This is a genomic window from Salegentibacter maritimus (genome assembly GCF_016236915.1).
Taxonomy (GTDB): Bacteria; Bacteroidota; Bacteroidia; order Flavobacteriales; family Flavobacteriaceae; genus Salegentibacter; species Salegentibacter maritimus.
In genome coordinates this window covers 16943-36080 of the sequence record NZ_JAEHOK010000014.1, presented here as the reverse complement: position 1 = coordinate 36080, position 19138 = coordinate 16943, and the positions used below count along the sequence as shown (strand labels likewise).

Genomic DNA, 19138 nt, shown 5'->3' with positions numbered 1-19138 from the left:
CGGCTAATAAAGGCCGCTTTTTTGTTTTTTAACCATACATTAACAGCCTATACGCTAATAATTTTCCAATTTGCGACACGAATTTAAGGTCTTTAATACGAATAAAATGATAGATAACAAAGCCTCTGTAGATATAGCGAGTTTAAATGAAAAAATTGAGAGGGAGAGCGCTTTTGTAGATTTGCTAAATACCGAAGTAAACAAGGTAATAGTTGGGCAAAAGCACATGATGGAGCGCTTGCTTATTGGTTTGTTAGGGCAGGGCCATATTTTGCTTGAAGGTGTTCCCGGTTTAGCCAAAACACTTGCTATCAATACGCTTTCTAAGGCTGTTCACGGTAGCTTTAGCAGAATTCAGTTTACACCAGATCTTCTGCCGGCAGATGTTGTGGGAACACTAATCTACAACATGAAATTAAATGATTTTAGTATTAAAAAAGGACCCATTTTTGCCAATTTCGTATTGGCTGATGAGATTAACCGGGCTCCAGCCAAGGTACAATCGGCTTTGCTGGAAGCTATGCAGGAAAAGCAGGTAACCATTGGGGAAGAAACATTTATCTTAGGTAAACCATTTTTAGTAATGGCCACCCAAAACCCGGTAGAGCAGGAAGGTACCTACCCATTGCCTGAAGCGCAAGTAGACCGTTTTATGTTGAAAACCGTTATAGACTATCCTGAAATTAACGATGAACAACTAATTATGCGTGCCAACTTAAAGGGTGAATTTCCAAAGGTGAACCCTGTGGTAAGCATAGAGCAAATTTTGCGTGCGCAGCAAACGGTGCGGGAAGTGTATATGGATGAAAAAATAGAAAAGTATATCCTGGATATTATTTTTGCTACCCGTAATCCCGAAAAATATAATTTAAAAGATCTAAAACCGCTAATAAGCTTTGGTGCCTCCCCGAGGGGAAGTATTAACCTGGCCAGAGCTGCAAAATGCTATGCGTTTATTAAGCGCCGTGGGTATGTAATTCCCGAAGATGTACGAGCTGTTGTTTTAGATGTACTTCGCCATAGAATTGGAATCACATACGAGGCCGAAGCAGAAAATGTTACTTCAGAGGATATTGTAAACAAGATAGTAAACGAGATAGAAGTTCCGTAGAAAAAAGTTAGCAGTATCCAGTTGCGTTGGTAGCTGTACTGTTAAATACTAACTTGTATACTGCATCCACTTATCTATATTGAATACTGCAAACTGAGACAGCATACTGCACACTAAAAAATGGACACCAAAGAGCTCTTAAAAAAAGTAAGAAAGATTGAAATAAAAACCCGGCGTTTGAGCGATCACGTTTTTGGCGGGGAATATCATTCTACTTTTAAAGGTCGTGGAATGACTTTTAGTGAGGTGAGGCAATACCAGTTTGGGGACGATGTTAGAAATATAGACTGGAATGTTACCGCTCGTTATAACGAGCCTTTTGTGAAGGTTTTTGAAGAAGAACGTGAACTTACCATGATGCTTATGGTAGATGTTTCAGGTTCTGAATTCTTCGGAACAAAAAATCAGCTAAAAAAAGAGGTTATTACCGAAATTGCAGCCACTTTGGCTTTTTCGGCCACCCAAAACAACGATAAGATTGGGCTGATGCTTTTTTCTGATAAAATAGAGCTTTATATTCCGCCTAAAAAAGGGCGGTATCACGTATTGCGAATTATAAGGGAGTTAATAGAGTTTAAACCACAATCTAAAAAAACCGATATAGCGGCGGCCATAAAATATCTTTCTAACGTCATGAAGAAAAAGGCCATTGTTTTTATGCTTTCTGATTTTATGGACGATGAGTACCAGCAAACCTTAAAGATTGCAGGTAATAAACACGATGTTACCGGGATTAGGGTTTTTGACCCGGCTGAGGAGGAAATCCCTGATTTAGGCCTTGTACAAATGTTGGATGAGGAAACCGGAGAGTTAGTAACGGTAAACACCGGTTCAAAAGCGGTTAGAAGGAATTATGCCGAATATTATCGAGGTCGCGCAGCTTATTTTAATGAAAGTTTTACGCTTAGTGGTGCCGGGGTGATCAATAACCGAGTAGACGAAAGTTATGTGAAGAAATTACTGGGTTATTTTAAAAGAAGAGGCTAGAAAGAATGAAGGAAAAGTCTTTAATAACTAAATTTAAATTTGGGGCGGCAAGTTTGCTGCTTTTCTTGTTGTTTCCTTTTTTGTCTTTTGCCCAGCAAGCAAAAGTAAATGCTGGAATAGACTCTACCTCCATAAAAATTGGCGAGCAAATTATCTTTAGTATTGAAGTAGAAACCGATTCTACCAATTTGGTGGTTTTTCCTGAAGGACAAGCTTTCAAGCCTATGGAAATGGTGGAATCTTTAGGGGCCGATACTACCACGGTTGAAGATAAGTTTAAACTTTTAAAAAAATATTCGCTTACTCAGTTCGATTCGGGAGCTTACACTATCCCGCAGCAAAAAGTAATTATTCAAAACCGGGAATATTTAACCGACTCTTTTAGGCTTGAGGTAGCCAATGTAAAGGTAGATACCACCCGGCAGAAAATGTACCCTATAAAACCGGCAGTAGATGTGCCGAAAGGCTTTGAGTTTCCAAAGTGGATTTGGTGGCTTCTGGCCGCTCTGGTATTGCTTGGTGTTGCTTTTTATTTCTTCAGAAGAAAAAAGAAAAAGCAGGAAGAAGTGCCTGAACTACCTCCATACGAACAGGCAATGCTTGAGTTAAAACAGCTTGACGACTCTTCTCTATTGCCCGATAGGGAAATAAAGGAGTACTACTCACAGCTTACTTTTAGTGTTAGGAAATACCTGGACAGGAAGATTTACGACAGGGCACTGGAGAGCACTACTTCAGAGCTTATTGCTTATCTGGAACTAAGAAAACAAGCAGGAGAATTAAGTTTAAAAGATGCGTCTATAGGCAATCTTCAACACTTATTAAAACGTGCCGATTTGGCCAAATTTGCTAATTCCAGGCCCGATGTGATTACCGCAAAAAGCGATAGGACCAAAGTAGAACATTTTATAAAAGATGTTAGGCAGGTGGTTCCTGAACCAACCGAGGAGGAATTGATGCAGGACGAGAATTACCGAAAGGAAAAACTACAGCGTAAAAGAAGAAATAAGATTATTGCAATACTTGGGGGAGTAATAGTTGCAGCACTTGTGGTAATTACGGTGCTTATAAATACTAAAGGTTTTGACTTTGTAAAAGATTCGGTTTTAGGGAATGAAACCAAAGAATTACTGGAAGGTGATTGGATTAGAAGTGAATACGGTACGCCCCAGGTTAGCATTATCACTCCCGAAGTTTTGGTAAGAAAAACGGTAGATCGTAATGATGAACTCCAGGAAATGTTATTGGGGAGTGAAACCTTTGATGCGGGAACGCTTGAAGGAAATTTATATACCTTACTTATTACCGGGCCTGTAAATCCACAAGGCGATTTCGATTTGCAAAAGGCCGTAGATGGTATTTATACCTCCCTGGAAGCCAGAGGGGCCAGGAATATTATTATAAAGCAGGAAGATTTTTCTACTATAAATAATACCGAAGGAATAAAAGTGTTTGGAACTTTTAATCTTGAAAACCCGGTAACCGGCGGGCCGATTAAAAAGGAATATGCCATTTTAAATTTTGGTGCCAATGGCGGTTTTCAACAAATTATGGTAGTCTTTAATGAAGGAGATGAATATGCCGAAGAAATTTCACAACGTATTGAGAATTCGGTTCAATTAAAAAATTAGGTTAATTAATGTTTGCTAATTATACATTCGAAAATCCGGAATTTTTCTGGTTGTTATTGCTGCTTTTGCCGGCAATAGCCTGGTATTTCTGGAAGCGTAAAAAGCAAACTCCAGAACTTAAAATGTCTAGCGTTAAAGGTTTTAAAGTAAAGCAATCCCTGCTTTCAAAACTAAAACCTGTGCTTTTTGTATTGCGCTTACTGGCTTTGGCGCTCTTAATTACTGCTATGGCAAGGCCAAGAACCGTAGATGTTACCACGCAAAGTAGCAATATTCGAGGAATAGATATTGTGATGGCCATAGATGTTTCGGCAAGTATGCTGGCGCGTGATTTTGAGCCTAACCGACTTGAGTCTGTAAAAGAAGTTGGGGCCGAATTTATTGAAAACCGCCCAAATGATAGGATTGGTCTAGTGCTTTTTGCCGGTGAGAGTTTTACTAAAACACCAATTACCAGCGATAAGAGTATTGCTTTAAGGGCTATAGAGGAAATTGAGTATAGCAATGTTTTACAAAATGGTACGGCAATAGGTTCTGGCTTGGCAACTGCCGTAAATCGGTTAAAAGATAGTGACGCCAAAAGTAAGGTGATTATTTTATTGACCGATGGGGTAAACAATTCAGGGTTTATAGATCCTAAAATAGCCAGTGAACTCGCAGTAGAATTTGGGATTAAAACTTATACTATAGGAGTGGGAAGTAACGGCAATGCATTAACACCGGTTGGAATTTTACCTAACGGAAGATTTCAATACGGGATTCAAAAGGTAGAAATTGACGAAGCTTTATTACAACAAATTGCCGCAGATACCGGAGGCGAATATTTTAGGGCTACCAATAATGAAAAACTGGAAGAGATTTATGAAGAGATAGATAGCCTGGAGAAATCTGAAATTGAAGAATTCAGGTATTATAATTATACCGAAAAGTTTAGGCCTTATGCTTTGTTGGCATTGGGCTTACTGCTTTTTGAAATAATCTTGAGATACACCGTATTTAGAGGTTTTATTTAAAACTTGAAGGGAAGTTTAATGATCTTAGAAGAGAAAATATATTTATGGTTTTTACTGCTTATACCGGCGGTCCTTCTGTTGTACCTTATTTTTAGGATATGGCAAAAGCGCGCCCGTTCTAAATTTGCCAGGCCAGAACTTTTAAGCTATTTATCGCCTAACAGGTCTTCTTTTAAACCTTTGCTAAAGTTATTGCTGGTTTTATTGGCATTGGGCGCCCTTGTAATGGGACTTGTAAATCCTAAAATAGGTTCGCAATTAGAAACCGTAAAGCGTGAAGGCGTGGATATTGTTTTTGCGGTAGATGTTTCTAAAAGTATGGAGGCAGAAGATATTGCTCCAAACCGCTTAGAAAAATCGAAGCAATTAGTTCGGCAAATTATTGGCGATTTAGGAAGTGACCGTGTGGGGATTATTGCTTATGCCGGTAGTGCTTTTCCGCAACTGCCAATCACCACAGATTATGGTGCTGCCGAAATGTTTCTGGAGAGCCTAAATACCGATATGATTTCTTCCCAGGGTACGGCGATTGGAGATGCTATAGACCTTGCCATTGGTTTTTTTGATGATAATCAACAAACCAACCGGGTTATGTTTATTCTTAGTGATGGGGAAGATCATGGAGGAAATATTGAAGATATGGCCAGGCAGGCTTCAGAGGCCGGGATTAGAATTTATACCATTGGAGTAGGTACAACCAAAGGCGGGCCTATCCCTATAAAAAGAAATGGTGTAGTTCAAAATTATAAAAAAGACAATCAGGGAGAAACGGTAATAACCAGGTTAGACCCCGGTGTTCTTCAAGAGATTGCAAAAGAGGCCAATGGTCAATATATCGATGGGAGTGTCACTGCAGAAGTTACCGAGAAAGTGCAGGAAGAGTTACTTGGCATTGAAAAAACAGAATTTGAGGCCAAGCAATTTGCCGATTATAAATCGCAGTTTCAGTGGTTTGTTGGTTTGGCAATTTTACTGCTGTTGTTAGATATATTTATGCTGGAAGGTAAAACCGGCTGGATTAGAAAACTTAATTTATTCAACGAAAAAAGAAAAACGGGGGAGTGAGCTAATGAAAGGTTCTTTAAGACACATATTACTCGATAATAGCGGCTTGAAGGTTTTGGGATTTTGCCCTAAACTCAAATTGTCCCTTTTCTCAGTACACCTTATGCCTTCTCTAAGAGCTAGTGTATTTTTAATTCTTGGCTTTTTGTTTTCATTTCAGGTTGTTGCCCAACAACAAAGCGATAAAGATAGAGAACAAGCCCGGAAAGAGGCATTACAATTTATGAAGGAGGCCGATGAAGCCCTTGGTGAAAACAATTTTCCCGAAGCAGAAGCTGCTTACAGGAAAGCCATCGCAAAAGATCCTGAAAACAGTACTGCCAGGTATAATATGGGAAATATGTATTATACCCGCGAAAATTCACCGCAGGCAGCACAACGATTTAAGCAGGCTGCCGAGGTTGCCGATACAAAAGAAGCAAAACACAAAGCAAACCATAACCTTGGAAATGCTTTTATGAAGCAGAAAAAATATCAGGAAGCTGTTGAGGCTTACAAGGATGCTTTAAGAAATAACCCTACCGATGATGAAACCCGGTATAATCTGGCCTTAGCTAAAAAAATGCTGGAACAGCAGCAACAAGATCAAAACCAAGACGGAGGCGATAACGAAAATCAGGACCAGGAGAACCAGGACGAGGAGAATCAAGATCAAAACCAGGATCAGGAAAATAAAGAAAACCAGGAGAATCAAGATCAGGAGAATCAGGGAGAAGGAGAGAACGAAGGAGATAAGGATCAACAAGATAAAGATCAGGAAGAGCAGGAAGGCGACCAGGACGAAAAAGAACAGCCAGACGACGGGCAGGGTGACCAGGAGGAAGAAGATAAACAACCTCAACAAGCCCAACCTCAGCCGGCGCAAGGACAGTTGTCTCCAGAGCAAATACAGCGTTTGCTACAGGCAATGAACAATGAAGAAAGAAAAGTACAGGATAAAATAAATGCAGAAAAACAAAAAGGTGCCAAAGTGAAATCTGAAAAAGATTGGTAAAATTTTTGATATATTTCTTGCCAAAATCATACTTATCTTAAAGAAAGGGATTTTACAGATGAAGTTGAAATTTTTAATACTCAGTGTTATATTTTTTACCGGCCTTGGTTTGCAGGCCCAGGTGAAATTCGAGGCTAAAGTGAGCAAGAATAAACTAGGGGTAAACGAACGTCTTAGGGTAGATTTTGAGATGAACCAGGATGGTGATAACTTTCGTCCACCTTCTTTTGATGGATTTACCGTGGTTGGTGGGCCAAACCAGGCGGTGAGTAACCGTTGGATTAATGGAAACCGCACCTATTCCAAAACTTATTCCTATTACTTACAACCTAACTCAAGGGGTAATAAAACCATTGCCCAGGCCGAAATTACCGTAGATGGCAAGGTTTATAAAACAACACCCATAGATATCCAGGTAACCGCAGCGGTAGATAAGCCTATGGATGGGGATAATTCAGAATTAATAGCTTCAGATAATTTACATTTGGTGGCAGAAGTTTCGGATGCAACACCCTATTTAAATGAAGGGATTACGGTAATTTATAAACTCTATGTGAGTCCGCGAATTAGCGTGAGTAATTTTAGAGAGGTAGATAGTCCTAAGTTTAAAGATTTTTGGAGTCAGAATATCGAAATAAGGGAATTAAGGCCCGAAAATGGAGAATATCAGGGAGAGCCTTATCGTTATGTAGTCCTTAAAAAAGCAGTGCTTTATCCGCAAAAAACCGGAAAATTGGAGCTAGAGCCACTTACCTTGTCGGTTTCGGTAGATGTGCCCAGTGACAGGCGTGATATTTTTGGAAGTAGGATTTATAAAACCATCAATAAAACGGTGGCAGCCGGCACCAGAACCATAGATGTAAAAGCCTTGCCGGGGAACAAACCCGCCGGATTTACCGGTGCGGTTGGAAAATTCAGCCTGAATGTAAGTACGAATAAAGACCAACTAAAAGCTTCAGAATCTTTAGAGGCCAAAGTGGAAATTAGAGGAAACGGAAATTTAAATTTATTTGAATTACCGGCGCTGGAAGTACCTTCTTCATTAGAAATGTATAGTCCCGAAAGAATAGAAAACGTAACCACTACGCTTAATGGGAAACAGGGAAGTATAATAGACAACTACACCATTGTGCCAACAAGAAAAGGGCAATATCCTATAAAACCCCTTAATTTCTCTTATTTTGACCCACAAACCGAAACCTATAAGAGCCTGTCTTCCCAGGAAATTATAATAGACGTAGAAGAAGGCCCAGCGTTGGCGGGGGGGAATACTATTGCAGGAAACAATAAGCAAGCTTTAAACCTTCCTTCAGAGCAGTTTAGGTTTATAAAAACAGCTACTAATTTAAAACCTTTAGAGCAGCAGGCATTTTTTAGGTCCTGGACCTTTTGGGGGTCTTTAGTTCTGCCTTTTGCTGCAATTCCGCTAGTTGTTTTATTCGGAAAAAGAAGAGAGGCCAAAGCAGCCGATGTTACCGGAAGCAAAAGGAAGAAAGCCGATAAACTGGCTCGAAAATATCTTTCGGAAGCAAAGAAGAACCTTGGTGATCAACAAAGTTTCTATGAGGCTTTAGAGCGGGCTATGCATAATTACTTAAAGGCGAAGTTACATATACAAACCTCTGAAATGAGCAAAGAAAGGATTTTAGAGATTTTGAATGAAAAAAATGTAGCCAGTGAAACTTCAGCAGAATTTATAGCGGTATTAAAAAGTTGCGAGTTTGCCCGTTATACACCTGCCTCTAATACAGCGCAGCACGAAGATTATGATAAAGCGGTGAGGGTAATTTCAAAACTTGATAAAGATTTGTAGTATGAAAAAACAGGTATTGATATTGCTCCTATTTTTATCTTCTTTGGCGCAGGCCCAAAATACAGCGCTTTTTGAAGAGGCCAATGAAGCCTATGCCAATAACGATTTTGAAACTGCGGTAAGCAAATACGAAAAGATCCTTGAAAACGGAGAGACTTCGGTAGCGGTTTATTATAATTTGGGAAATGCATACTATAAGCTAAATAATGTAGCGCCCAGCATTTATTATTTTGAGAAGGCGCTCCAGTTGGACCCTACTGATGAAGATGTACAAAACAATATAGAGTTTGCACGAAGCATGACTATTGATGATATTCCGGTAAGCGAGAAAACCGGTTTTCAAAAGACTATTAATAGCTTTATCTCTACTTTCTCATACAATACTTGGGCCTTTATAGCTATTGCTTTATCGGTGATTTTTGTGGTTTTGTTTTTACTATATTATTTTAGCAGGACATCTTTACAAAAACGCATTTTCTTTGGCCTGGCGATGTTTGTTTTCGTATTAGGGGGTATGTCGGTTTTTTTCGCATTTCAGCAACAGGAAATTCAGTTTAATAATCAATTTGCGATTATTTTTGCTGACGAAGCCCCGGTAAGAAACGAACCTTCACAAAGGGGCGATGCGGCATTTAGTCTTCATGCCGGAACCAAAACCAAGGTGCTGGAAGATTATCAGGGGTGGTTTAAAATAGAGCTTTCTAACGGCACCCAGGGCTGGATAGAAGGCGATTATTTGAAGCAACTATAAATTGTATCAATATTAGTTTAACATTAAAGTATGACTTTTTCTTTTTAGTTAAAAACATTTCTCATTATTTTTGCCGCTATGAAAATGTGGGCCTACATTCTAAGTTTTATTTTTATGGCATTTATTGCTACTCCAACCATTGTGGCCTATATTGATAATTCTGTAGACATATCGTTTGCCTTTAATGTAAATGAAGAAGAGAGTTCTTCTAAAAATCAAATCAATCTGGAATTCAATTTGGAAAAGCATAATTCTAATTATGCCAGCATACAATACCTACAGAGGAATACATTTATAAAAGATTATTATTCACATAGCTATCCCAGCATTTTTTTGGATGTTATTTGCCCGCCGCCCAAACAGGCCTAATCTAATTTAAACCTTTTCTGAATTTTTATAAAGCTTATGCAATTTTTGCAAAGGGCCTGCTGTGATTTACTTGTACATGCAGGATAAAATTCTATTCAATTATTTTTTAAAATTAGACTAATAGGTCAATTCAGGCATGCCTAAACTTAATTTTAAAGGTGTGATCCTGAAATGTTTTGATCTTCAAAATAAAAAAGCGTTTTATGTTTAAACATTTAAATAAAGATTTTCCGGCGAGTATTGTAGTATTTTTTGTGGCCATTCCATTATGTTTAGGAATAGCCCTTGCCAGTGGAGCCCCATTATTTGCCGGTTTAATTGCCGGTATGGTTGGTGGTATTGTGGTGGGAAGTATTTCTAACTCTCAACTTGGGGTAAGTGGTCCCGCTGCCGGCCTGGCTGTAATTGTACTGGGAGCTATTCAATCTCTTGGTAGCTATGAAATATTTTTAGTGGCTGTTGTAATAGCCGGACTTCTTCAAATTATTATGGGAGCTTTAAAAGCGGGAATAATTGGATATTATTTCCCCTCTTCGGTAATTAAAGGGATGCTTGCCGGTATTGGTATTACCATTGCTATTTCCCAGATTCCAAATGTGCTTGGCTTTTCGGCCGATTTGGAGATTTTTTCTATAGACGGCGGTATTGGTGCTGCCCTGGCGAATATTGCTGATAACCTTCATTATGGTACTTTACTAATTAGTTTCGTTGCCCTGGGGATTCTATTGTTATGGGAAAAAGTACTTACTAAAAAAAGCAAGATTTTTAGTATTGTCCCCGGTCCCTTAGTTGCTGTTGCTATGGGGGTGGTTTATTATCTTGTGGTAGATGGGCCTACTTTTGGAATTAAAGATTTTCAATTGGTTTCTGTACCTGTACCCGATAGTGCAGCTTCTTTTTTTGGACAATTTTCTATACCCAATTTTGCAGAAATTACTAACCCCGAAGTTTGGGTGGTTGCAATAACTATAGCAATAGTTGCCAGTTTAGAGACTCTATTAAGTGTAGAAGCTATAGATAAAATAGATCCGCTAAAAAGGACTACAAATACCAACCGTGAGCTTTATGCACAGGGTGCTGGTAATATGGTATCGGCACTTATTGGAGGTTTACCGGTTACTCAGGTAATTGTAAGAAGCTCAACAAATGCACAGTCTGGAGGAAGAACAAAGATGTCTGCCATTTTACACGGTTTCCTAATTCTGTTCTCTATTATTGCTATTCCAACGGTATTAAATATGATTCCTTTAGCCGTTCTTGCCGCCGTACTTTTACTGGTAGGCTACAAGTTGGCTAAACCGGCTTTATTTAAACAGATGTTTAAATTAGGGAAAGGTCAGTTCCTTCCTTTTATAATTACAATTCTTGGAGTGGTGTTTTTAGACCTTCTTATGGGAATAGGGCTGGGTCTTGCTGTAGGTATAGGTGTTATTTTAATTAATAGTTACAAGAACTCCCACTTTTTACATAAAGAGGGGTACGATATTAATGATGGTAATTATAAAATTACCCTTGCCGAAGAACTTTCTTTTTTAAATAAAGGAGCCATTTTAAGGGAGTTAAATGAAATACCAAAAGGGGCAAGCGTTTTAATTGATGTTAGGCAAACTAAGGTGCTGGATTATGATGTTCTTGAAATTTTAGATGAATTTGCAATAAAAGCCAAACGTAAGGATATTACTATTAAACTGGTATCTGGTAAAGGGGAAGTTACAAATCCCAATAGTTTCAGGAGGTATTTCGGGTTGGACGTACCGGTATAACCCCGGGAGCTAGAAACAACTTTGTTTGTGGTAAGAGGAGGTTTTCCTGGCTAGGCCTCCTCTTTTTTATTTTCAAAAAGATCACCTTCTTTATCTAGTATCTTCCTGTCTCTTGCTTCCCGAAGAATAGAAGGGAGCAGCATAGGAGCAATAACTTTAACCGGGTTGTACAGCTTTGATTTCTCAAGGCTTTCTTTGCTAACCAGATTAATATCTTCGTTCGTAGCAGCAAAAAACATAATTATTACACTGGCAATAAATGTCATTTTTAACAGTCCGAAAGCGCCACCCAGTAGTTTATTTACAATGCCTAATGCCGCAAAACCGGCTACTTTAGTTAAGATTCTACCGGCTAGTGAGATTAGGAATACAATAAGGATAAAGGTGATGGCAAATGCAATTAGGTTTACGTATTCTGAATCCCAGTTCATATTTTCAGCAAAGAAATCACTTAAAATATAGGAGAAATGAATAGCCCCGTAAATTCCGGCTACTATACCCACAAGAGAGGCAATTTCAGCTAAAATCCCTCTAAAAAAGCCTCTAACGAGTCCGTAAAGCAGAATCAGGGCCAGGACAATATCTATTGTGTTCATTTTTCAAATATAGTAAAATACCGGTGGTGGTCTTTAGGCATGCAGTGACAAATAGGGCTAGAGATAGCATGAAGAATAAGGCCAAATATTTTAAGTCCTGGTATGGCTTCATTTCAAAAAGGAAGATATTATCTTTGTGGCATGACACGAGACGAAAATTTGAAAGATAGATGGGAGGGTTTGCAAAAGAAACTTTCTTATCAGTTTGCCGATGGGGAATTAATGGATTTGGATGCGATAATTTATGTTATTGGTGTGCAGGAATTAGGGCAGCCGCATAGGAGGTTTAAAAAAGACCATAAAATAGACCTAATGCACATTGCCATTTGCCGTTTGTTAGAACCTTATGGTTATTATGAGTTTGATTATTTTGATGAAGATGGATGGCCGCATTATAAAACTTTAGAACAGTTGCCCAGTCTTAAACCGGGAGAACAATCGGTTTTAATGAAAGAGGCCATTGTAAATTATTTTATCAATAATCAATATATAGATTAAAGTAGCTATGTGCTGCCTAAAACTACATTTTTACTAAATTTGCCCTTTTGAAAAGAAAAAGATCTCATGATAGATAAAATTAAGCAACATATAGCTGAAGTAGAAGCTTTTAAAACCGAGTCGGCCAAAGAAGTAGAGGCATTCAGAATTAAATATCTCGGTAAAAAGGGGATTTTAAACGATTTCTTCGCGTCTTTTAAGCAAGTGCCAAACGAACAGAAAAAGGAGTTTGGGCAAACTATAAATGCCCTTAAAAAAGCTTCAGAAGCTAAAGTTGCAGCCTTAAAAGAAAACCTGGAAAGCAAGCAGGAAGAAAAAGGAATTTACGGAGATCTTTCAAGGCCCGGCGAGCCTATCGAAATTGGAGCCAGGCATCCTATTTCTATTGTTAAGAATCAAATTATTGAGATTTTTTCCAACATAGGTTTTAATGTTTCTGAAGGACCGGAAATGGAAGACGACTGGCATAACTTTACAGCCCTTAACCTTCCTGAGTACCATCCGGCACGTGATATGCAGGATACTTTCTTTATTCAAACAGATCCCGATATTTTACTGCGCACCCATACTTCCTCTGTGCAGGTGCGATATATGGAAAACAATCAACCGCCAATTAGAACTATTTCTCCGGGACGCGTTTTTAGAAACGAAGCCATCTCGTCACGTTCACATTGTATTTTCCACCAGGTAGAGGGTTTATATATTGATAAAAATGTGAGTTTTGCCGACTTAAAGCAAACTTTGCTCTATTTTACAAAGCAGCTTTTTGGAAAGTCTAAAATTAGATTGAGACCTTCTTACTTCCCATTTACTGAACCAAGTGCCGAGGTTGATATTTACTGGGGCCTTGAAACTGAAACCGATTACCGAATTACAAAAGGAACAGGTTGGTTAGAGATTATGGGTTGTGGAATGGTAGATCCAAATGTGCTTAAAAACTGTAATATAGACCCTACGGAATATTCAGGTTTTGCCTTTGGTATGGGAATAGAGCGTATAGCTATGTTGCTGTATCAAATTGGGGATATTAGAATGTTTTATGAGAACGATATTAGGTTTTTAGAGCAATTTAAATCGTCGTTCTAGCTGCTTTAACCATAGCCTGGGATAGCCTGGGATTATAATAATTGTAACTATGAAAAAGCTTGGGTTAATTATTTTAGGGGTACTTGCCCTTGCGGTTGTCATTATTTTAATAGCAGTAGAAATAATTGAAATTACATTAGGAAATATTTTATAAGCAGTTAGGCTTTCTTCCCAAAATTTGTTGAAAAAAGCCTAAAAATAAGGTTGAATGCCAGTGAAAAAAGATATTGACATACCCGTAGTAGAAGAGGTGTACGTAGCCGCTGAAAAGGTTTATAATGAATCTTTTAAAGTAGAAGAGTGGAATGCCTATCTTATAAACAATAGAGACGAGACCATTGAAATGGCTCTAATTGTAAGCAAAGGTTACGATGATGAAAAACAGACCTCTGTTATACGCCATAAGCTGGAAAAGCTTCCTTCTAAATCTTTTGCGAAAATTGAATTTCTTCAAGAAGAAGTTCTAAAATTGAACAACCAGTTTCAGGTAACTTTTTTCGCTGGTGGTAAAATGTTTGAAAAGAAATATATATTCAGAAAAAATAGCGTAAACGAAAAGGCATTACGTGAAATTCCTATTATTCCCAATAGAGGGATTCTAGCCGAATAAACCGCTTATGTAAGCTTTTCGGCTAGTTTTTTAATTACTTTTTTAGGGTTTTTACCTTCGTAAAGAATTCCGTACACAGCATTAATTATAGGTGTTTTTGCCCCTTTATCTTTGTTTATTTTATAAGCACTCTCGGTAGCGTAATAACCTTCTGCAATCATGCTCATTTCCATTTGGGCACTCTTTACGGTGTAGCCTTTACCAATCATATTTCCAAACATACGATTTCGGCTAAATACAGAGTATCCCGTTACCAGAAGGTCACCAAGGTATGCAGAATCGTTAATGTTACGCTTCATATTGTGTACTTTCTTGATAAAGCGTTTCATTTCTTTTATCGCGTTGCTCATCAACACACTCTGGAAGTTATCTCCATAACCTAATCCGTGAGCTATTCCGGCGGCAATTGCATAAATATTTTTCAGCATTGCTGCATATTCGGTTCCCGTAACATCGTCGCTTAGCTTACACTTTATGTATTCACTGCTTAAATTATCTGCAAGTAATTTGGCTTTCTTTTCATCGGTACAGGCAATAGTGATGTAAGAAAGTCTCTCCAGGGCTACTTCCTCGGCGTGGCACGGACCTGTAATAACGCCAATGTTATTGGCGGGAACCTGATGGTATTCTTCAAAGTGTTCACCAACAATAAGGCTGCTCTCGGGTACAATTCCCTTAATTGCCGAAAATATAATTTTATCTTCCAGAGAGACGGTTAAAGCATCTAATTCCCGTTTTACAAATGCTGAAGGGATAGCAAAAATAAGGTAATCTGCCGCGGCAACTGTTTTATTAATATCATTACTAAGCTCTAGTTGGTTAATATCAAATTCAACCGAGCTCAAATAGTTTGGATTATGATCTTGTTTTTTAATATGTTCAATGGCATAATTGCTTCGCATATACCAATATATGGTATCTACATTTTCACTAAGCATTTTTACAATTGCAGTAGCCCAGCTACCGCCGCCAATAACGGCAAACTTTGGGGACTTATTCATAGATTGATTTTCTGTAATCCAAAAATAAACAATTTTCTAAGTATATCTAAAAGCATAGGGTTTATAAAGCTATTTATTAATTATTAGCTAAAAAATTGTCCTAAAAGTTTAACATATATAAATTTTATAATTCACAATTCTAAAAGATTTAGTGCGTTAGTCTATTAACAAAGAGCTTTCTTTTAATAAAAGGATTTTCTTAGTTTTTGGTTGGTTATTTAGTTTGAAAACCGCAAATGCAAAATTTAACTCTGCTTTGCGGTTTTTGTTTTCTTACAGTAGGCTGGCAAAAATCTAACAAAGTTTTAGGAATTAAAACAAGTGTTGGATTCTATTTCTTTTGTATTTTTCGGTGTAATAAATTAATTATCAGTGTTATGGGGGTGTTTTCATTTATAAAAGATGCCGGAGAGAAAATATTTGGTAAGGTGAAGGAGCAGGAAGAAGAGAATATAGAAGTATCTGAAGCAAAGAATGAGATATTACGAAAAGAGAATGTAAAGGCTGCCGGTAAACTACTGGAGATAATAGAAAAATTTGATCTTTCTGTAGAGAACCCGGTAATTAATATTGAAGGAAATACGGCTACTGTATATGGGTTGGCAGATTCTCAGGAAATTCGTGAGAAAATTGTTCTTTTAATAGGAAATTCTGAAGGGATTGCAAGGGTAGATGATAGGTTGGCCGTGAAAATAGAAGCGCCTGAAGCTAGTTTTCGCACAGTAGAACGTGGTGAAAATTTAAGTAAGATTGCTAAAGAATACTATAAAGATGCCAATAAGTATATGGTGGTTTTTGAAGCCAATAGACCAATGCTTAAAGATCCGGATAAAATATATCCCGGCCAGGTTTTAAGAATTCCACAGCAACAATAAGAAATAAAGATTAAAGACTGTTTAAAGTTTTGAGGTTGTTACATTGAGGGCAGTCGACGTCCTAAAGCTTGTAGTTCCACCATGAAAAAAGTAGGTTCAATCAGCTAAGTAGAATGGCCAAAATAAGGTTTTAAACAGTCTTTTGTTATTGAGTACGGTGTTGGATTGAGTTTTAATTGGTTTTTTGAGATTTGGGGAATAATCTCCAGGAAAGAAAGATAAAAATTAAAAGAAGAATAATTTCTCCCACAAAATATCCCCAACCATATTCGGTTAGGTTATTGAGGTCTACCAAAGCAATTTTAAATACCTTCCAGGTTAAAAACAGGGAGATTATAATACAAACGAAGAAAAAAAAATTTTTCAATTGAATAGGATATTTAAAATCCGGTGGGCTATAAAGTGCCCACCGGGTTTTTATATTTCTTATTTTGTTACAGTAGTAGTAGTTGGACTATATAGACCAAAGGTAAGAGCTGATACTAAACCATTCACGAAGGTTTGTCTAGTGTGCACATTGTAGTTTTCTGCCCCTTCAGCCATTTCTTTAGAATCAGAAACTCCTACTGGTGCCAAACCGTATACTACGTAATGGTTCCATTCAGTTTTTTCCTGATTTCCCTGAGCGCCTTCACCTACAACACTTGTGTAAGAATAGCAAGAAGTTAATAAGATAGAAGCCACCGCGGCAACCATACCAAGTTTGGTAGTTTTTTTAATCATAATGAATAAAATTAAATTGTTAAAAAATGATTTTTTGAGTAGGGTGGCGCGAAATTAGTAAAAAATCTATGTTAAAATAGAATTACCTATAAAAATTCATAAGTTTAATATAATCCCAAACAGATTGGGTTAACAAGGGCTTTATAAATTTATCTTCTTTTACCGCTCTTCTTATAAATGTTGAAGAAATTTCAACCACGGGAGCGTCTACCCGTTTAATTTTTGGATGGTTTTTAAACTCATTTTCAACCTCTCCTCCAGAAATTCGAGGGTAAACATAGATTTCATGATTTTCTAAGATTACCTCATAATTCTTCCACTTGTGAAAAGTTTTTAGGTTGTCTTCCCCCATAATTGGGCAAAATGTGTTGGTAGGATATTTTTCCTGAAGGTGTGCCAGGGTAATACAGGTGTAATTTGGTTGGGACAAGTTAAACTCTACATTAGAGGGTTTTAAATGTTCATAACCTTCACAGGCTTTATAAACCATGTCCAAACGATGGTGATTAGCTAAAAGCGTACTTTTCTTTTTATGTGGATTATGAGGTGTAACCACTAACCAAACTTCGTCTAAATCTGAAAACTCTGCCATGTGGTTGGCGATAATAAGATGCCCGGTATGAATTGGATTGAACGTCCCAAAAAACAAACCTACTTTCCTATTCATTTTTAGCTGGTTTTTTTGCACCAACATAACTAGCCACCAACTCGTAAGCTTCTTTTAGCGCAGTATCCAAATGATGGTTCTCAATAATAAAATCAAATTGCGGAGCCGTGGCCAATTCGATGGAGGCCTTGGCTACACGCATATTAATCTTGTCATCGGTCTCAGTTTTACGTTTTTTCAGCCTTATTTTTAATTCTTCAATACTTGGGGGCTTCACAAAAACCGCCAGGGTTTTATCTGGATAGATGTTTTTTATATCCAATCCGCCAACTACGTCTATATCAAAAATTACGTTTTTTCCCTCGGCCCAAATACGCTCTACTTCACTTTTTAAAGTTCCGTAAAAATTATCCCGATATACTTCTTCCCATTCCAGGAATTCGTCGTTTTTAATCTTTGTTTTAAAGTCTTCTAAAGATAGAAAATAATAATGCTGTCCATCTTTTTCATCGCCCCTGGGAGCGCGCGAGGTTGCAGAAGTTGAAAATTCCAGATTTAGCTCTTTGTGCTTCAACAAATGTTGAACTATGGTTGTTTTTCCCGATCCAGAGGGGGCCGAAAATACAATAAGTTTACCATTACCCATTTAAAGTACGTTTAAAAGTTGTTCTTTAATTTTTTCAAGCTCGTCCTTCATTTGCACCACTAATTGCTGCATAGGGGCATAATTAGATTTGCTGCCAATGGTGTTGATCTCACGCCCCATTTCCTGAGAAATAAAACCAAGTTTTCGGCCGTTAGAATCGGGTGAATTTATGCTTTCGTTAAAATAAGCAAGGTGGTTTTCCAGTCTTACTTTTTCTTCGGTAATGTCAAATTTTTCAATATAGTAAACCAGTTCCTGTTCAAAACGGTTTTCATCTACATTTTCTTTAAGATCGGCAATTCCTTTTCGCAAGCGTTCTTTAACGGCATCAATTCGCTCGGGATCAATCCTTAGAACCTCCTGCAATAAAGTCTCAATATTATTTACCCTAAGCTTTAGGTCTTTTTCCAAAGCTTTTCCCTCGTCTTTTCTAAATGTATTGATTTCCTCTAAAGCTTCAATTACGGCGGCTTCAATGGCTTTAAATTCAGATTCATCAATCTCTTCACGCTCGGTGGTAACCGCATCAGGCATTCTAACAGCCATTTTTAGCAACTCGGTTTCGTTGCCGTCTACAATATTCTTTAATTGCTGTATATAATTTTTAACTACGCCGGTGTTTACAGAGGCCGTAGTTTCTTCACCTGTAATCTCTACATAAAGGGAGAAATCTACTTTTCCGCGATTAAGCGATTTTGAAATTGTATTTCTTAGTTGAAGTTCTTTTTCGCGATATTGCGAAGGAATTCGGGCGTTTACATCAAGATTTTTGCTGTTTAGCGATTTGATTTCAACGGTTATCTTTTTGGTTGGGAGTTGCGTTATGCTTTTCCCAAAACCTGTCATTGACTGGATCATGAGTGATTTTTAAGCTTGTGCAAAGATAATCAATTCTATAGCAGTGCAAAGCCGCCAAAAAGGTATTTTGTAGATTCTAAAACTTTAGCGGAAAGCTGCGCAACTAATCCGTCAAATCTGCATCTAATAAAAACACAAATA

21 protein-coding genes are annotated in these 19138 nt (G+C 37.8%); 14 read left to right on the top strand and 7 right to left on the bottom strand.

Annotated elements, in window-relative coordinates:
- The first annotated feature begins 106 nt into the window (after positions 1-106).
- From I6U49_RS11670 to I6U49_RS11625, 10 genes are all read left to right on the top strand, one after another.
- Positions 107-1111: an AAA family ATPase gene (locus tag I6U49_RS11670; RefSeq protein ID WP_198628823.1), complete on the top strand. Its 1005-nt coding sequence runs from the start codon at positions 107-109 to the stop codon at positions 1109-1111.
- A gap of 120 nt (positions 1112-1231) precedes the next feature.
- Complete coding sequence (locus I6U49_RS11665) at positions 1232-2098, top strand: DUF58 domain-containing protein (protein WP_198628821.1); 867 nt, start codon at positions 1232-1234, stop codon at positions 2096-2098.
- Between the two features lie 5 nt (positions 2099-2103).
- Positions 2104-3729, top strand: a complete 1626-nt coding sequence (locus I6U49_RS11660) for an LPXTG cell wall anchor domain-containing protein (protein ID WP_198628819.1) — start codon at positions 2104-2106, stop codon at positions 3727-3729.
- Positions 3730-3737: 8 nt separating this feature from the next.
- Complete coding sequence (locus I6U49_RS11655) at positions 3738-4742, top strand: vWA domain-containing protein (RefSeq protein WP_198628817.1); 1005 nt, start codon at positions 3738-3740, stop codon at positions 4740-4742.
- Positions 4743-4760: 18 nt separating this feature from the next.
- Positions 4761-5807, top strand: a complete 1047-nt coding sequence (locus I6U49_RS11650) for a VWA domain-containing protein (protein WP_198628815.1) — start codon at positions 4761-4763, stop codon at positions 5805-5807.
- Positions 5808-5910: 103 nt separating this feature from the next.
- Positions 5911-6801 (top strand): tetratricopeptide repeat protein, encoded by an 891-nt coding sequence (locus I6U49_RS11645; protein WP_198628813.1) that lies wholly within the window; start codon positions 5911-5913, stop codon positions 6799-6801.
- A gap of 58 nt (positions 6802-6859) precedes the next feature.
- Positions 6860-8614: a BatD family protein gene (locus I6U49_RS11640; protein WP_198628811.1), complete on the top strand. Its 1755-nt coding sequence runs from the start codon at positions 6860-6862 to the stop codon at positions 8612-8614.
- 1 nt (position 8615) lies between these two features.
- Positions 8616-9365 (top strand): SH3 domain-containing protein, encoded by a 750-nt coding sequence (locus I6U49_RS11635; protein ID WP_198628810.1) that lies wholly within the window; start codon positions 8616-8618, stop codon positions 9363-9365.
- Between the two features lie 114 nt (positions 9366-9479).
- Positions 9480-9734 carry a hypothetical protein gene (locus I6U49_RS11630; RefSeq protein ID WP_198628808.1) on the top strand — a complete coding sequence of 85 codons (255 nt, stop codon included), beginning with the start codon at positions 9480-9482 and terminating at the stop codon, positions 9732-9734.
- A 203-nt stretch (positions 9735-9937) separates the two neighbouring features.
- Positions 9938-11497: a SulP family inorganic anion transporter gene (locus I6U49_RS11625; protein WP_198628806.1), complete on the top strand. Its 1560-nt coding sequence runs from the start codon at positions 9938-9940 to the stop codon at positions 11495-11497.
- A 50-nt stretch (positions 11498-11547) separates the two neighbouring features.
- Here I6U49_RS11625 and I6U49_RS11620 read toward each other — a convergent pair whose 3' ends face one another.
- Positions 11548-12093: a CvpA family protein gene (locus I6U49_RS11620; protein ID WP_198628804.1), complete on the bottom strand. Its 546-nt coding sequence runs from the start codon at positions 12091-12093 to the stop codon at positions 11548-11550.
- 141 nt (positions 12094-12234) lie between these two features.
- Between I6U49_RS11620 and I6U49_RS11615 the strand changes: the two genes are divergently transcribed.
- The 3 genes from I6U49_RS11615 to I6U49_RS11605 all read left to right on the top strand — a co-directional run bounded on the left by I6U49_RS11615 (position 12235) and on the right by I6U49_RS11605 (position 14287).
- Positions 12235-12591 (top strand): hypothetical protein, encoded by a 357-nt coding sequence (locus I6U49_RS11615; protein WP_193711980.1) that lies wholly within the window; start codon positions 12235-12237, stop codon positions 12589-12591.
- Positions 12592-12657: 66 nt separating this feature from the next.
- On the top strand, positions 12658-13677 hold the full coding sequence (gene pheS, locus I6U49_RS11610) for a phenylalanine--tRNA ligase subunit alpha (RefSeq protein WP_193711954.1): 1020 nt from the start codon (positions 12658-12660) through the stop codon (positions 13675-13677).
- A gap of 208 nt (positions 13678-13885) precedes the next feature.
- Entirely contained in the window at positions 13886-14287 is a 402-nt protein-coding gene (locus I6U49_RS11605) for a hypothetical protein (protein ID WP_232804703.1), read from the top strand.
- Between the two features lie 5 nt (positions 14288-14292).
- On the opposite strand, the gene I6U49_RS11600 is transcribed toward I6U49_RS11605, so the two are convergent.
- Positions 14293-15288, bottom strand: coding sequence for an NAD(P)H-dependent glycerol-3-phosphate dehydrogenase (locus tag I6U49_RS11600; protein WP_198628802.1), 996 nt, complete (start codon positions 15286-15288; stop codon positions 14293-14295).
- Positions 15289-15665: 377 nt separating this feature from the next.
- On the opposite strand from I6U49_RS11600, the gene lysM reads away from it, so the two are divergent.
- Positions 15666-16163, top strand: a complete 498-nt coding sequence (gene lysM / locus I6U49_RS11595) for a peptidoglycan-binding protein LysM (protein ID WP_198628800.1) — start codon at positions 15666-15668, stop codon at positions 16161-16163.
- Positions 16164-16335: 172 nt separating this feature from the next.
- Here lysM and I6U49_RS11590 read toward each other — a convergent pair whose 3' ends face one another.
- From I6U49_RS11590 to I6U49_RS11570, 5 genes are all read right to left on the bottom strand, one after another.
- Positions 16336-16530 carry a hypothetical protein gene (locus I6U49_RS11590; RefSeq protein WP_193711958.1) on the bottom strand — a complete coding sequence of 65 codons (195 nt, stop codon included), beginning with the start codon at positions 16528-16530 and terminating at the stop codon, positions 16336-16338.
- A gap of 59 nt (positions 16531-16589) precedes the next feature.
- Positions 16590-16859 carry a Bor family protein gene (locus I6U49_RS11585; protein ID WP_198628798.1) on the bottom strand — a complete coding sequence of 90 codons (270 nt, stop codon included), beginning with the start codon at positions 16857-16859 and terminating at the stop codon, positions 16590-16592.
- A 109-nt stretch (positions 16860-16968) separates the two neighbouring features.
- Positions 16969-17553, bottom strand: coding sequence for a nicotinate (nicotinamide) nucleotide adenylyltransferase (gene nadD, locus I6U49_RS11580; RefSeq protein WP_198628796.1), 585 nt, complete (start codon positions 17551-17553; stop codon positions 16969-16971).
- The gene (gene gmk, locus I6U49_RS11575; RefSeq protein ID WP_198628794.1) at positions 17546-18139 is read right to left on the bottom strand and encodes a guanylate kinase; all 594 of its coding nucleotides are present in this window, start codon (positions 18137-18139) and stop codon (positions 17546-17548) included. The genes nadD and gmk overlap by 8 nt, the downstream gene beginning before the upstream one ends.
- Entirely contained in the window at positions 18140-18997 is an 858-nt protein-coding gene (locus I6U49_RS11570; RefSeq protein WP_198628791.1) for a YicC/YloC family endoribonuclease, read from the bottom strand. It abuts the gene before it with no gap.
- Positions 18998-19138 lie beyond the last annotated feature (141 nt).